This window comes from Roseomonas rosulenta (assembly GCF_016106005.1).
Classification (GTDB): domain Bacteria; phylum Pseudomonadota; class Alphaproteobacteria; order Acetobacterales; family Acetobacteraceae; genus Neoroseomonas; species Neoroseomonas rosulenta.
In genome coordinates this window covers 1-13,020 of record NZ_JACADR010000120.1, presented here as the reverse complement: position 1 = coordinate 13,020, position 13,020 = coordinate 1, and the positions used below count along the sequence as shown (strand labels likewise).

The 13,020-nt window shown below is 72.7% G+C and carries 15 protein-coding genes and 1 tRNA gene; 6 read left to right on the top strand and 10 right to left on the bottom strand.

Annotated elements, in window-relative coordinates:
* On the bottom strand, nt 1–426 hold a 426-nt coding region (locus HW578_RS14940; protein ID WP_198371347.1), incomplete at its 3' end, for a hypothetical protein.
* Between the two features lie 71 nt (nt 427–497).
* Between HW578_RS14940 and HW578_RS14935 the strand changes: the two genes are divergently transcribed.
* On the top strand, nt 498–1,184 hold the full coding sequence (locus HW578_RS14935) for a cytochrome b/b6 domain-containing protein (protein WP_198371346.1): 687 nt from the start codon (nt 498–500) through the stop codon (nt 1,182–1,184).
* 9 nt (nt 1,185–1,193) lie between these two features.
* On the opposite strand, the gene HW578_RS14930 is transcribed toward HW578_RS14935, so the two are convergent.
* Nucleotides 1,194–1,631, bottom strand: a complete 438-nt coding sequence (locus tag HW578_RS14930; protein ID WP_198371345.1) for a c-type cytochrome — start codon at nt 1,629–1,631, stop codon at nt 1,194–1,196.
* Between the two features lie 168 nt (nt 1,632–1,799).
* Between HW578_RS14930 and HW578_RS14925 the strand changes: the two genes are divergently transcribed.
* Nucleotides 1,800–1,876, top strand: a tRNA-Pro gene (locus HW578_RS14925).
* A gap of 119 nt (nt 1,877–1,995) precedes the next feature.
* A complete protein-coding gene (locus tag HW578_RS14920; RefSeq protein WP_198371344.1) occupies nt 1,996–2,319 on the top strand; it encodes a hypothetical protein in 324 nt (107 codons plus the stop codon).
* A gap of 20 nt (nt 2,320–2,339) precedes the next feature.
* On the opposite strand, the gene HW578_RS14915 is transcribed toward HW578_RS14920, so the two are convergent.
* Complete coding sequence (locus HW578_RS14915) at nt 2,340–2,525, bottom strand: DUF2842 domain-containing protein (RefSeq protein ID WP_198371343.1); 186 nt, start codon at nt 2,523–2,525, stop codon at nt 2,340–2,342.
* Nucleotides 2,526–2,693: 168 nt separating this feature from the next.
* Between HW578_RS14915 and HW578_RS14910 the strand changes: the two genes are divergently transcribed.
* Both HW578_RS14910 and HW578_RS14905 read left to right on the top strand, forming a co-directional pair.
* Nucleotides 2,694–3,224: an adenine phosphoribosyltransferase gene (locus HW578_RS14910; RefSeq protein ID WP_198371342.1), complete on the top strand. Its 531-nt coding sequence runs from the start codon at nt 2,694–2,696 to the stop codon at nt 3,222–3,224.
* A complete protein-coding gene (locus HW578_RS14905) occupies nt 3,187–5,178 on the top strand; it encodes an ATP-binding protein (protein WP_198371341.1) in 1,992 nt (663 codons plus the stop codon). The genes HW578_RS14910 and HW578_RS14905 overlap by 38 nt, the downstream gene beginning before the upstream one ends.
* 174 nt (nt 5,179–5,352) lie before the next feature.
* Here the strand turns inward: HW578_RS14905 and HW578_RS14900 are convergent, their stop codons facing one another.
* Nucleotides 5,353–6,414 (bottom strand): AbrB family transcriptional regulator, encoded by a 1,062-nt coding sequence (locus HW578_RS14900; RefSeq protein WP_198371340.1) that lies wholly within the window; start codon nt 6,412–6,414, stop codon nt 5,353–5,355.
* Nucleotides 6,415–6,515: 101 nt separating this feature from the next.
* On the opposite strand from HW578_RS14900, the gene HW578_RS14895 reads away from it, so the two are divergent.
* A complete protein-coding gene (locus tag HW578_RS14895) occupies nt 6,516–6,893 on the top strand; it encodes a hypothetical protein (RefSeq protein WP_198371339.1) in 378 nt (125 codons plus the stop codon).
* A 78-nt stretch (nt 6,894–6,971) separates the two neighbouring features.
* Here HW578_RS14895 and HW578_RS14890 read toward each other — a convergent pair whose 3' ends face one another.
* The 6 genes from HW578_RS14890 to flgE all read right to left on the bottom strand — a co-directional run bounded on the left by HW578_RS14890 (nt 6,972) and on the right by flgE (nt 12,745).
* On the bottom strand, nt 6,972–7,313 hold the full coding sequence (locus HW578_RS14890; protein WP_198371338.1) for a flagellar biosynthesis regulator FlaF: 342 nt from the start codon (nt 7,311–7,313) through the stop codon (nt 6,972–6,974).
* A gap of 2 nt (nt 7,314–7,315) precedes the next feature.
* On the bottom strand, nt 7,316–7,744 hold the full coding sequence (locus HW578_RS14885) for a flagellar biosynthesis repressor FlbT (protein WP_198371337.1): 429 nt from the start codon (nt 7,742–7,744) through the stop codon (nt 7,316–7,318).
* Between the two features lie 63 nt (nt 7,745–7,807).
* On the bottom strand, nt 7,808–8,635 hold the full coding sequence (locus tag HW578_RS14880; RefSeq protein WP_198371336.1) for a flagellin: 828 nt from the start codon (nt 8,633–8,635) through the stop codon (nt 7,808–7,810).
* A 148-nt stretch (nt 8,636–8,783) separates the two neighbouring features.
* Complete coding sequence (locus tag HW578_RS14875) at nt 8,784–9,848, bottom strand: flagellin (protein ID WP_198371335.1); 1,065 nt, start codon at nt 9,846–9,848, stop codon at nt 8,784–8,786.
* A gap of 4 nt (nt 9,849–9,852) precedes the next feature.
* Complete coding sequence (locus HW578_RS14870; protein ID WP_198371334.1) at nt 9,853–11,382, bottom strand: flagellar hook-associated protein FlgK; 1,530 nt, start codon at nt 11,380–11,382, stop codon at nt 9,853–9,855.
* Between the two features lie 70 nt (nt 11,383–11,452).
* Nucleotides 11,453–12,745 (bottom strand): flagellar hook protein FlgE, encoded by a 1,293-nt coding sequence (flgE, locus tag HW578_RS14865; protein WP_198371333.1) that lies wholly within the window; start codon nt 12,743–12,745, stop codon nt 11,453–11,455.
* Between the last annotated feature and the right edge of the window lie 275 nt (nt 12,746–13,020).

The window sequence follows — 13,020 nt, the reverse complement described above, 5'->3', positions numbered from 1 at the left end:
GGCTTGCCGGGTGTAGCCGTGTCTGGACTCCAGGCGTGTGCTCTCCGGTTCTGCCAGCCCGGCGGCGACCGGCGCCGCCTGCAGCAACGTGTCCGGATGCAGCGGCGCGCCCGCCATCCACCAGGCCGCCGCCAGCACCGCCGCGACCGCGGCCGGCGGACGCAGCCAGCGCCACGGCACGCTCACCGCCACCGCGCCGCCGAGTGCGACCAGCGCCAGCATCGGCAGCCTCTCGGCCAATTGCCGCGGGGAAGCGCCGATCACCCCGGTCACCGCGACGAACCCCGCCGCGAGGCCGAGTGCCGCTGCCAGGCCGCGCAGCGCCGGCGAGCGGAGCAGCCGCGCTGCCAGCAGCGCCGCCAGCGCCACAACGGCGGCGACCACCGCCCCCCTGACATCCGCCGGCACCGCATCAAATCCCGTCATGGCCGCGCCCCGCCGGGCTTCGCGGCGCGGGCCGGGCCATGCCATCGTGGCGGCGCAGCAGGAGCGGATGGATGAGCGAGAAGACGGTGCCGGTGAAGGTGTGGGACGGCTGGGTGCGGCTGTTCCACTGGGGCACGGCGGGCTGCGTGCTGGTGTCGTATTTCAGCGCAAAGTCGGGCGCTTGGAACCTGCATTACGGGTCGGGCTACCTGCTGCTGACGCTGGTCGGCTTCCGCATCCTGTGGGGCCTGCTGGGTTCCGAGAATGCGCGCTTCTGGGCCTTCCTGCGCGGCCCCGTCGCGGCGCTGCGGCAATTGGCGAGCTTCCGCCGGCCGGGGCCGGACACCGAGACCACGCACAATCCGGCCGGCGCCTGGATGGTGGTGCTGCTGCTCGCGCTGCTCGCGGCGCAGGGCGTCTCGGGGCTGATGGCCAACCATGATGTCGGCTTCACCTACTCGCAGCACGGCCCGCTCGCCAACTGGGTCAGCGAGGCGACCTCCGAGCGGATGACCAACCTCCATGCCACGCTGGTCAACCTGCTGCTGCTGGCGGTGCTGGTGCATGTTCTGGCGGTGGTCTCCTACCGCCTGTTCAAGGGGCAGGACCTGGTGGTGCCGATGGTCACCGGGGTGAAGGAGATCCCGGCCTCGCATGCGAAGCCGCCGCGGCTGGCGCACCCCGCGCTTGGCGTGGTGCTGCTGGCCGTGGCGGCGTTCGGCGTGTGGTTCGTCAGGCGCCTCGGCATGGGCGCCTGACGCCCGGCGTCAGCGCGCCGGGCCGCGATAGGGGCGGTGGCAGGTCCCGCAGGTCGCACCGGTCTGGTTGAAGGCGGCGGTGGTCGCCGCGACATCGCCCGAGGCCGCCGCGGCGCGCAGCGCCTGCAGCTGCGTGACCATGTTGGCGTTGACCTGCTCGAAGCCGGCGCGGTCGGACCAGATGGCGGGCAGCGCGCGCGTCTCCCCGGTGCCGCTGCCGGCGGGGAACAGCGCGGGCAGGCCCTGGTAGAAGGTGATCATGTTGTCGACACGCTCGACCAACGGGCGGGTGTCGCCGCGCGCATCGGTCACGGCCTTGATCGCTTCCATCTGGCGGCCCATGCCGCGCAGGCCGTCGCGCCGCTGCGCGATGACGTCCTGCGCCATGGCGACGCCGGCCGTGCCCATCGCGGCGATCGCCGCGCCCGCCAGTATCCACGCCCTCATGCAATGTCCCCCTCGGATGACCCTGTGGCCGCGCGCGACCCGCGCGGCGCACAAATGAGGGTGGCATGACGCTGAGGCAATGCCCCGTGACAAAGTCGCGCGCGGCCCCCCGCTTGCGGGGCCGGGGGCGGGCCGCTATACCGCCGCCTCCGCGCAGCGGGCCGGCACCGGAGTGTAGCTCAGCCTGGTAGAGCACTGTGTTCGGGACGCAGGGGCCGGAGGTTCGAATCCTCTCACTCCGACCATTCCCGCCCGCGCCGCGGCGAAAGCCCCCTGAGCGATCAGGGGGCTTTTTCGTTTAGCGCGGCGCGGGGGCTGAAGTGCTTCCTTCCGCGTCGCGCCGGCAGCCTGTGATGCTGCGCCCATGATCCGCACGATGCTGTCCGCCGCCCTTGTCCTGATGCCGCTTGCTGCCGGCGCTCAGGCGCCACCGCCGGTCACGCCGGGCACACCCTATGAGCAGGCACGGCGCGCCCTGCTGGCTGATGGCTGGCAGCCGCTGCGCGACCCGGATGCCGACCGCTGCAGCCAGACCGACCGCCGCTGCGCCGGGCGGCCCGAGATGCTGGCCTGCTCGGGCACCGGCGCCGCGAACTGCCTGTTCGGCTGGCAACGCGGGGGCACCACGATCGAGGTCATCACCGAAGGCGAGGACACCGTGGTGACGGGCCTGCGCCGGCGCCGCTGACGCGCGCCGAACCGGTCCCGCTACCGCACCGCCCAGGCGATCAGCCGCTTCGCCGGCCAGACCCAGGCGATGCCCGCCACCGCGAAGAACAGGAACTCGAGCGTCCAGTGCAGCGCGCGGACATGGTCCGCCAGCAGCAGCACGACGACGACATAGGCGAGGAAACCCACGATCCCGACGATCGTGGCAAGGGCTGAGCGCGACATGCCCCCGCATCTGCCGCCTCGCCACCGTTTCGCCAAGGGCTGTCAACAAACATGGACAGTCAAAGTGTCGATCTTCTATCCTGCCTCGAGGAAGGCTAGCCAATTGCCGGCCCGCCGCCGCGGCTTCCCCGCGGCGGCGTCCCCCAACAGGACCGGCAGCGAGCAGACGTGACCACCGACACCCTCGACCTCAAGGCCCATATCCGCGGGATCCCCGATTTCCCGAAGCCTGGGATCCTGTTCTACGACATCTCGACCCTGCTGCGGCACGGCCCCGCCTGGCGTGAGGCCATGGCGCGCATGGCGGCGGCGATCCGCCCCTACAGCCCCGACGTGCTGGCGGGGATCGAGAGCCGCGGCTTCCTCGTTGCCGCGCCGCTCGCCCTCGAACTCGGGCTCGGCTTCGTCATGCTGCGCAAGCCGCGCAAGCTGCCGGGGCTGACCATCGGGCTGAACTACGCGCTGGAATACGGCACCGACCGCATCGAGATGCAGGCCGACGCCATCGAGAAAGGCCAGAGGGTCGTGCTCCTGGATGACCTGCTCGCGACGGGCGGGACCATGGCGGCGGGGATCTCCCTGCTCCGCCAGGCGGGGGCGGTGGTGCCGTGCGCGGCCGCGCTGATCGAGCTGACCTTCCTTGGCGGCAGGAGCAGGCTCGATGTCCCGTTCGAATCCCTCGTCGCTTACGACGAGTAGGCCGCAGGCCCCCTCCCCCGCGCCGTTCCGCGACGCGCTCGCGGCTGCCGTCGCCGCGGCGCCGACCGGCATCGTGGTGTCGGATCCGAACCAGCCCGACTGCCCGATCGTCTATGCCAACCCGGCCTTCTTCCGCATCACCGGCTATCGGCCGGAGGAGGTCATCGGGCGCAACTGCCGCTTCCTCCAGGGGGCGGGCACCGACCCCGCGCATGTCCACGCCATCCGCCGCGCGATCGCCGAGCGCCGCAGCCTCGACATCGAGCTGGTGAACTACCGGCGCGACGGCACGCGCTTCGTGAACGAGCTGCACATCTCCCCGGTCTTCGGGCCGGACGGCGCGCTGCGCCACTTCTTCGGCATCCAGCACGACGTCACCGCGCGCGAGAAGCTGGCCCGCGCCAACCAGCGCGCCCGCCGCCAGGCCGAGCGCGCGAGTGCCGAGAAATCCGACTTCCTGGCCTTCATGTCGCACGAGATCCGCACGCCGATGAACGGCGTGATGGGCACCGTCTCCCTGCTGCTCGACACCGCTCTCGATGCCGAGCAGCGCGCCTATGCCGAAACCGCGCGGCGCTGCGGCGAGACGCTGCTCTCGACCGTGAACGAGATGCTCGACCTGTCGCGCATCGAGGCCGGGCGGCTCAGCCTCGAGGCGATCCCCTTCGACCTGGCGAAGCCGGTGACCGAGGTGCTGGACCTGCTCGGCCCCGCCGCGGCCGAGAAGGGGCTGCGCCTGTCGGCCAGCATCGACCCCACCCTGCCCGCGCGCGTGGTGGGCGACCCGCAGCGGCTGCGCCAGGTGCTGCTCAACCTCGCGGACAATGCGGTGAAGTTCACCTCGGCGGGTGGCGTGGGCATACGGGTCGAGCGCGCCGAGGCCGAGGGGCGCATCCGCTTCGCGGTGGCCGATACCGGCATCGGCATCGCGCCCGAGGTTCAGCGACGGCTGTTCCAGCGCTTCGCGCAGGGAGCCGCCGACACCGCGCGGCGCTTCGGCGGCTCGGGCCTCGGGCTGATGATCTGCAAGCAGCTGGTCGGGCTGATGGGCGGCAAGGTCGCGCTGACCTCCACACCGGGCAAGGGATCGGTCTTCGCCTTCGACATCGCGCTCGACCCCGTGGCGGAGTCGGGCCGCCCGCCGGCCACGCTGCTGCCCACACCGGAAGCGATCGCCGCGCGCGTCCCGGCCGGGGCCCGCGGGCGCATCCTGCTGGCCGAGGATGGCGAGGCGAACCAGCTCGTCGCCGCCGCCATCCTGCGCAAGGCGGGCTATGCCGTGGACCTGGCGCGCGATGGCGAGGAGGCGGTGGGCGCGGCGCGCACCGCCGCGTACGACCTGGTGCTGATGGATGTGCGCATGCCGCGCATGGACGGCTTCGCCGCCACCGCCGCGATCCGCGCAATGCCGGGTGCCGCGGGGCGCGTGCCGATCCTGGCGATGACGGCCTCGGCCATGGCAGGGGACCGCGAGAAGTGCATCGCCGCCGGCATGGATGGCCACCTGCCCAAGCCGATGGACCGCGCCGGGCTGCTGGCCGCGGTGGCCGAGGTGCTGGACGCGCGCCCGCGCCGCCCGCGCGCCCTGGCCCCCGAGGAGGAACCGCATGGCGCGCCGACCCTGCTCGACCACACCACGCTCGGGGAATTGCGCAGCGCCGTCGGCCCCGGGCGGCTGCCGCGGCTGATCGGCGTGTTTGCCGAGGAAACGCGCGCGCGCCTCGCGCGCCTCGCCGCGACCACAGACCTGATGGCGATCGAGGAGGAGGCGCATGGCCTGAAATCCGCCGCGGGCACCTTCGGCGCGGCCGCGTTGCGCGAGACGGCGGCAGCACTCGAGGCCGCATGCGTGGCGGGCGAGGCGCGCACCGCCCTGGCGTTGCGCGACACGCTGCCGGCGCTGGTCGAGCGCAGCCTCGCGGCCTATCCGGTGCGGCTTTCGGGCAGCGGCTGAGCCGGGCTGCGCCGCCGCCGGTTCCGGTGAAGCCCGCGGCCGGGCCTTCGACGTGCGGGCGTCAGGCGCCTGGTGTTGTGCCCGCTGGCAGCCTGTCCGATCGACCGAGGCCGGACCGCCTGGACACAGGGCCCCGCCGATCAGGGGCATCGCAGGTCCCGCGCGCGCGGGCGGCTACCGTACCAGGCCGGCCGCCGCCACGAGCCGCCAGACCGGCCCGACCAGCAGGTTGCACAGCACCGTCCGCACCAGGTGGAAGCCGAGCACCAGCGGCACCGCGAGGTCCAGCGCCTTGGCCGTCACCGCCATCTCCGGCATGCCGCCCGGCGCCATGCCGAGCATCACCGCCACCGGCGGCAGCCCGGCGAGCCATCCGAGCGTGAGGCCCAGCAGCGCCAGCAGCGCCGAGATGGCCAGCGCGCTGGCCAGGCCCGCCATGGCCTGGCGCCGCGGCCCACCGGCCAGGGCGCGCGGCGTGAGGCGCAGCCCCAGGCTCGCCCCCATCGCGATCTGCGCAACGTCCACCAGCCAGCGCGGCACCGAGGACGGCAGCGCACCGCTGCCCGACAGCGCCATGGCCAGCAGGCAGGGTGCGAGCATCGCCGCATTGGCAAGGCCCGCCCACGACCCGGCCAGCGCCGCCATCGCCCCACCCGCAAGCAGCAGCGCCAGCCCGCCCCAGGCGACGGGCGGCAGGGCCGCGCTGAAGGCGGCGTCGCGCCCGCCCTCGGCGAAGATCGCGACCAGCGGCGGGAACACGAGCACCACGCAGGCCATGCGGATGGTCTGCGCCACCGTCACCGCGCCCACCTGCGCGCCTGCACGCTGCGCCAGCACGGCCATGGTCAGGATGCCGCCGGGCACCGCGGCGTAGTAGGCGGTGCGGGCATCGCTGCCGGCGATGCGACGATAGAGCGGCGCCACCGCGACCCCCGCCAGGATCGACAGCGTGCCGCCGGCCAGGATGGCGGGCACCGCATCCCCCACCGCGCCCAGCACCGGCGGCGTGAAGCTCTGCCCGAGCCCAAGGCCAAGCACCATCAGCCCGACCGGATGCACCGCGCGCGGCACCGCCGCCGCCTCCCGCCAGCCGAGATAGGCGGTGGCGAACATCGCCCCGAGCATCCAGCCGAGCGGCAGGCCGATCGCGTTCAGCGCCGCACCCGCCATCACCGCCAGAAGCAGCGTGCGGAGATAGGCATCGGGCGGGGGTGCGGGCGAAGCGGGCTCGGTCACGGGGATGTGCGAGCCTCGCCCCGGGCGCGGGGCGCGTCAAAGGGGTGCGGGCATCATGCTTCCTTAACCTTCGTCTTGCAGGATGAGATGGGAGCACAGCCATGACGCCCGATCTCGCCCTACGACCCCTGCCGATCAGCGACGCGCCGCGCGCGCCGATGCGCTCCGCCGGCCCCGAGCGAGAGCCCGGCGCGGCGCCGCCGCCCGCCGCCCCCGTCACGCCCAATCCGCGGCTGCGGCTCGATGGCAGCCTCGGCATGGTGGTGATCGAGTTCCGCGACCAGGTCGGCGATGTCGCGAACACCATCCCGAGCCCGCGCCAGATCGCTGCCTATCGCGCAGCGGTGGTCTCGGACGCACCGGTGCCGGTCGGTGTCGTGGAACGCCCGACGCCGGGCGTGGCGCCCGCGGAGGCGCCAGAACTGCCCGCGGCGCCGGCGCTGCAGGCATATCTGCCGGAGGCCGCCGGGACGGAGTGAGGCAGGATCGCGCGCCGCGTCGCTGCGTCACGCCGAGGCCTTGCGGCACCGCCGCCCCACGCGCACGCCGGAGCGCCGTCAGCCGCGCGCGACCAGGCCCTGCGCCACCTGTTCGTTCACCTCGATAAGGAAGGCGATATCAGGCTCGCCCTGGTCCATCTCCCGCTGCACGGCACGGCCCAGCGAGATCAGCCCCGCACGCATCGGCGGCGGCAGCTGGTTGGCGGGGTCCGTCAGCGCGGATTCCACCGCGAGCCAGAGCCGCCGGTTGTCAGCCACCGCGCGCACCCGCGCCGGCCCGTCGGGAGCCTGCTGCACGGCGCGCAGCCCGCCGGTGACGCGGCGGAAGATGTCGGCTTCCTGTTCGCGCGGGTCGCGCGCCGCGCGTGCGGCGCCATAGGCGCGCACGATGTCGGCCATGGTCACTGCGCATCCTCCTCGGCCAGGGCAGAGAGCGGTGCCACGCCCAGCACCACTTCCTCGTGCCGCATGACGCGGCGCGTGAGCTTCAGCGCCTGGTAGCATTCGTCGGCCTCGGCGGCCGCCAGGGCGCGGTCGAGCAGGTCGCGCGCGAGGGTCGAGGTGGTGGCAGCCTGGAATTCCGCGATCAGGCGGCGGGCGACGGCAAACCCGGCCTCGCGCTCATCCTCGTCGCCGATATAGGCGGTCTGGAGCGCGAAATAGATGCGGCGCGCGGGGGTGTTCGCCGCCTCGGGCGTCATCAGCTGCTTGCCGAAAAGGAAGCGTGCCTTGGCGGTGAGTTCGATGCGCGCGCGATTGCGGAAGCGGATCGGCGCGCCATTGACGACCATGAGGTCGCCCTGTCGGAGTTCGAGCACCAGCGTGGACATCCTGTCCTCCCGGAATGGGTTGCGGTGGTACGGCGCCGGCGAGGGCCGGCGCCGTCCGGGAGCTCAGCGGAACAGGCTCAGCAGCGTCTGCGGCGCCTGGTTCGCGATCGAGAGCGCCTGGGTGCCGAGCTGCTGGCGGATCTGAAGCGACTGCAGCCGCGCCGATTCCTTCGCGAGGTCGGCGTCGATCAGTGCACCGAGGCCCGCTTCCAGCGCATCAGCCTTGTCCTTGTTGTAGGACATCTGCGCGTCAATGTAGCGCGAGTCGGACCCGAAGGTGTTCAGCGCGTTGCTGATCGCCGACTGCACGGTCTTGAAGTCGCCACCATCGGCCAGCGCAGCCTGGGCGGCGGCCGCATCCGTGGGCGCCGCCGCGACGATCAGCGTGCCCGCGCCGTCCACCGCGGTGATGGTGTAGGTGGTGCCGCTCTCGTTGCGGGTGGTGGTGATGTCGCCACCGGGCGATGCCGTGGCCAGCAGCGTGCGGCCATTGTAGGTCGCGTCGTCGATGAAGTTGGTGATCTGCGTCTGCAGCGCGGTGTACTGCGATTCGTACTGCGCGCGCTGGTCGGCGTTGAGCGTGTCGTCGGCCAGGCGCACTAGCGTCTCGCGCACCTTGACCATGGTCTCCGAGACCTTGTTCAGGCCCGACAGCGCGGTGTCCAGGATGCCCTTCACGCCGCCCAGCTGCTCATTGGCGGCGTTGATGCCGGCGACATCGGCGCGGACCGCCTGCGCCACCGCGAAGGCGGCGCCGTCGTCCTTGGCGTCGTTGACGCGCAGGCCGGTCGAGATGCGCTTCTGCGTGACGTTCAGCGCCTCGTTCGTGCGATTGAGGGACTGCAGCGCCACCATGGCGCCCATGTTGGTGTTGACGGAGTTGAGCGACATGCGGGGTCTTCCCCTGGATCCAATGGCCCCGCGGATCCTGACCGATGGGTCTTGACCGATGCAGGGGCCGGGTTGCGCGCCGCGTCTTGCGGTGTCGGGAACAGGATGCGGGCAGCGCGGTTAAGGGAGGCTGAATCGCCGCATGGCATCACGCGAGGAAGCGCGTCAGTGTCAGGCCCGAGGTCAGCGAGATCGCGCGGTAGGACGCCTCGAGCTGCGTCTGCGTCGCCTGCAGGCGGCTGATCGTCTCGGCCATGTCCACCTCCTCGATCCCCGCGAGCTGGCCGGTCAGCGCCACGCTGACCTCGGCATGGCGGCGCGCGGTGGTCTCGAGCCGCTGCTCCACAGCGCCGAGCGCGCCGCGTTCCTCGCCCAGCGCATCGACCGCGCTGCGCAGGCCGTCGCGCACGGTCGCGACCAGGTCGGTGAAGTCCGCCCCGAGCTGCGCCTGCGAGGGGTCGAGTGCCGCCAAAGTCGCGAGCCCGCGCAGGATGTCGCGCGCCCAGGACCCGGTGGTCTGCCCCTCGCTGGTGGCCGCCGCGTTGCGGTTGGCGAAGACGCCATAGGACACGCGCTCGCCATCGGCCGCCGGCACCGCGCGGCGGGGCTCCGCCAAGCCCTGCGCCGGGTCCGACAGGAAGGGCGAGAAGGGCGTGGTGCCGGCGGCGTCGGACTGTGCCGCCGACAGAGTCGCCGCCCCCACCGCGCCCGCATTCCCACCGCCCAGCGAGGCGACGGCGGCCGCGATGTCAGCCGCCATGCCGCCCGTCGCGATGCCAGGCGGGTCGGGCACCGGCGGGTTGGCGCTGTCCGTCCCTCCGAAGATGTATTCGCCGGCATGGCGCTCGTTCAGCAGGTTCGCCATTTCCTCGAGCGCGGCGCGCGCCTGGGCCGCCACCGCCGAGATGCGCGCGCCCGAGGTGCCGTCCATGCGGATGGCCTCGCTGTAGAACTGCGTCGCGATGTCGGAGATGCGGCCCAGCGCCGTCTGCGTCACCTCGGTGCGCGCGAGTGCGCGGGAGATGGTACCCTGCCAGGCCTCGCGCCGCGCGATGTCGGCGCGCAGGTCCACCGCGCGGCGCGCCTCGGGGGCGATGTCGCCATAGCCCGGCCCCTTCCGCCCGTCCGAGACCTGGCGCGTGAGCACGTCGAGCTTCGCGCGCAGCGCCGCCGCACCATGGTCCAGCCGCCCGATCGGTCCGATCCCGCCCATTGCGTCACCTCACCGCGCCGAGCAGCGCGTCCCACATCGCCTGCACCGCGCTCATCACCCGCGCATTGGCCGCATAGGCGTTCTGCAACGTGACCATCGCCGCCATCTCCGAATCGACATCCACGCCCGATCGCTGCGCGAAGCGCGCCTCGAGCCCCTGCTTCATGGCCTCGGCGCCGGACACTGCGCCGGCGGCCGCGTTGCGATCCGCGGTATGTGCGGCCGTGAGCAGCGCGGTGTAGCCCTCGAGCGTGGGCGGCGCGCCGAAGGGCGAGGAGATCGTGCCATCCGGCCCGAGCCCGCCGGTGGCGATCGGCGACCAGGCAATGTTCGACTGCGCCTGCGCGCCGAAGGTGAAGTCCAGCACGCGGTCGAGCATGGTCGTGAAGGACGCCGGCCCGCCCGGCGGGTTGGGCGTGAAGGCCGATGGCCCGGCCGGGTCGCCCGCCACCGCATGGGTGCCGTCGCGCAGCAGGGCGGGGTTCAGTTCCACCGCGGCATTCACGCGGATGGTGCCGGCGAAGCCGACCATGGCGCTGCCGGCATAGGGCACGGCAGGATCCGGCACCGCGCCGGAGGCGTCGGTGAACAGGCGCAGCCCCTGCCCTTCGAAGCGCGCGGCGATCGTCGCTGCGGCGAGGTCGAGCTCGGACTGGTAGCGCGGCAGCACCTGGTCGCGCAGCGCGACATATTCCGCGAGCCGCCCGCCCGCGAGCACGCGCGTCACATCCTGCCCGCCCAGCATGATGCCCGGGATCGTGCCGCCCGCGCCATGGAGGGCGGAGGGGCCGATCATGGCATCGACGGTCGTGAAGGCATCCGCCTTCGGGTCGAGCGGCAGCACCACGCCGTTGCGGCCCACCAGCACGAGCCCGCCATCCTCGCGCCTGAGCGCGCGCACCTCGATCGATTCCGAGAGCGTGGCGATGGCGGCGTCGCGCCGGTCCTCGAGCGCGGCGGCGGAGCCGGTCAGCGCGATCTCGTCGCGGATGCGCAGCGTCAGGTCGGCGATCTGGCGCAGCGTGTCGTTGATGCGCGCCACCTCGGCCACCACGCCGTCCTGCGCCTGCTGGCGGGCATCGCCGACGGCGCGCGAGATCTCGTTGAGGCGGGTGGCCAGCGCCGTCGCGTCCATCACCACGGAGGTCTGGCGGCCGGCCTCGGCGGGGTCGGCGCGGAGGTCCTCGAACCCGGTGCGCAGCGCGGCCGTGAGGTCGCCGAGGCCGTCGCCGTTCTCGGGATTGCCGTGCGCGGTCTCGATCCCCTGCAGCAGGCGCAGGCGGACCTCGGCGCCGGCGGCGGCAGCGCGGCGGCTGTCGAGCTCGGTGACCAGCGCCTCGTCGACATCGCGCGAGGGTGCGAGGGAGCGCACGCCGATGCCGTCCTGGCCGACGACCACGGCACGCGTCGCGACGGTCTTGTTGGTGTGGCCGGGCGTCTGCGCATTGGCGACATCGTTCGCCGAAGCGGCGAGCGCGCGCTGCGTGTGCAGCAGCCCCGATCGGGCGGTGGCGAGGGCGGCGTCGAGGCCCATGCTGGTCTGTCCCTGTCCCGGTGCGCCTCAGCGGCGCGTGCTGCCTGCCGCGGAGCGGCATCACGCCGCGTCAGCGGCGCATGTTTATGGTGTCCTGCAGCATCTCGTCCGAGGCCGTGACGATGCGCGTGTTCGCGGTATAGGCGCGCTGTGCCACGATCAGCTTCGAGAACTCCGCCGCGATGTCGACGTTGGACCTTTCGATCGACCCGACCGCGAGCCGCCCCGCGCCGTTCGACGCCGGGTCCGAGGTCCGTGCCTCGCCCGATTCCAGCGTGCGCATGAAGGCCTGGCCATCCAGGCGCTGCAGCATGTCGGGCGCGTTGAAGGTGGTGATCGGCACGCGCGCGATCACCCGCGCCTGGCCGTTGTCGTAGTTGATGGCGACATCGCCGTTCTCGCGGATGGTGGTCGAGGAATAGGCGCCGAGCGGCACGCCGTCCTGCGCGAGGTTGCGCAGCTCGTACTCGTCGCCGGCGTATTGCGTGACGCCGCGCGCGGCGCCGAAGGCACCGAGGTTCAGCGTGATGGCCTGCGGCCCCTGGCCGAAATCCGCGGTGAAGGACACCAGCGCGGGATCGCCCAGCACCGCGCCGGCGCCGCTCAGCGTACCGGTCGCATTGACGAATTCGCCGATGGTGCCGTCGGTCACCGGCACGCTCGCGGCCTGGCCGAAATTGACGTCGATCGTGCCGAGCGACCCGCCCGCGCCTGGCGCCGAGACGTCGAGCGTCCAGGTATTCGCCGCCCCCGGCGTCCAGGTCAGCGTCATGGGCTGCAGCACCCCCAGGCTGTCATAGACGTTGAGGGTGGTGGTGACCGGGTTCGCTCCGCCGACGGGCAGGTTCGCCGAAAGCTCGATCGACCCGGTCGCGATCGGGTTGAAGACCAGTTCGCTGACGCGGATCGGCACGATCCGCGTGCGGTCGGGCTCGCCGTTCGCGCCCACGTTCCAGCCCTGCAGGAAATAGCCCGCGCCGTTCACCATGTAGCCGTTGCGGTCCATCTGGAAGTCGCCGCCGCGGGTGAAGAACTGGCGCTCGTCGAAGGTGGTCTGGCCGTTCGCCGTGCCGGTGGGCAGCGCCACCGAGAAGAAGCCCTGCCCGGCAATGGCAAGCGCGAGCGGGCTCTCCGACTGCTCGATCGTGCCCTGCACGGTGTTGGTGTAGTCGGGCCGCGCCACCACCGATCCGGGCCGGTGCACGCTCAGCGTGCTGTCGGTCAGGTAGGAGACGAAGTTGGTGTCGGTACGCTTGAAGCCGACCGTCTGGCTGTTGGCGACATTGTCCGAGACATGGCCAAGCGCCCGCGCCTGCGCCGTGAGGCCGCTGATCGCGGTGGTCATGGAACCGAACAGGGACATCTGGCTCTCCGTGGCGGGGGCGGGTGGTGCAGTGTGCGCGCCGGGGGCCGCCGGCGTGACGCGCCCCGGTGTGGCGCAAGCCCCATGCCAGCATGGCGCAGGCCCCGCGCCGGCCGCGGCGGCGCGATGGCACGCGCGGTCCCTGCCTTCGGCCGGCAGAAGCGTTCCGCCGCGCGGCAGAAGCCTCCCCGCGGGCGGCATTTCCTGCCGCGGCAGGGGCGCCCTGGCCCCGCTCGCCCGTGGCCCGGCTCTTGCGCAGCGGCCCGCGCGGATTG

Bases quoted from the DNA above. Each gene is read 5' to 3' on its own strand.
- HW578_RS14935 (WP_198371346.1), top strand. From the start codon at position 498: ATGAGCGAGAAGACGGTGCCGGTGAAGGTGTGGGACGGCTGGGTGCGG.
- HW578_RS14930 (WP_198371345.1), bottom strand. From the start codon at position 1,631: ATGAGGGCGTGGATACTGGCGGGCGCGGCGATCGCCGCGATGGGCACG.
- HW578_RS14920 (WP_198371344.1), top strand. From the start codon at position 1,996: ATGATCCGCACGATGCTGTCCGCCGCCCTTGTCCTGATGCCGCTTGCT.
- HW578_RS14915 (WP_198371343.1), bottom strand. From the start codon at position 2,525: ATGTCGCGCTCAGCCCTTGCCACGATCGTCGGGATCGTGGGTTTCCTC.
- HW578_RS14905 (WP_198371341.1), top strand. From the start codon at position 3,187: ATGTCCCGTTCGAATCCCTCGTCGCTTACGACGAGTAGGCCGCAGGCC.
- HW578_RS14895 (WP_198371339.1), top strand. From the start codon at position 6,516: ATGACGCCCGATCTCGCCCTACGACCCCTGCCGATCAGCGACGCGCCG.
- HW578_RS14890 (WP_198371338.1), bottom strand. From the start codon at position 7,313: ATGGCCGACATCGTGCGCGCCTATGGCGCCGCACGCGCGGCGCGCGAC.
- HW578_RS14885 (WP_198371337.1), bottom strand. From the start codon at position 7,744: ATGTCCACGCTGGTGCTCGAACTCCGACAGGGCGACCTCATGGTCGTC.
- HW578_RS14880 (WP_198371336.1), bottom strand. From the start codon at position 8,635: ATGTCGCTCAACTCCGTCAACACCAACATGGGCGCCATGGTGGCGCTG.
- HW578_RS14875 (WP_198371335.1), bottom strand. From the start codon at position 9,848: ATGGGCGGGATCGGACCGATCGGGCGGCTGGACCATGGTGCGGCGGCG.
- HW578_RS14870 (WP_198371334.1), bottom strand. From the start codon at position 11,382: ATGGGCCTCGACGCCGCCCTCGCCACCGCCCGATCGGGGCTGCTGCAC.
- flgE (WP_198371333.1), bottom strand. From the start codon at position 12,745: ATGTCCCTGTTCGGTTCCATGACCACCGCGATCAGCGGCCTCACGGCG.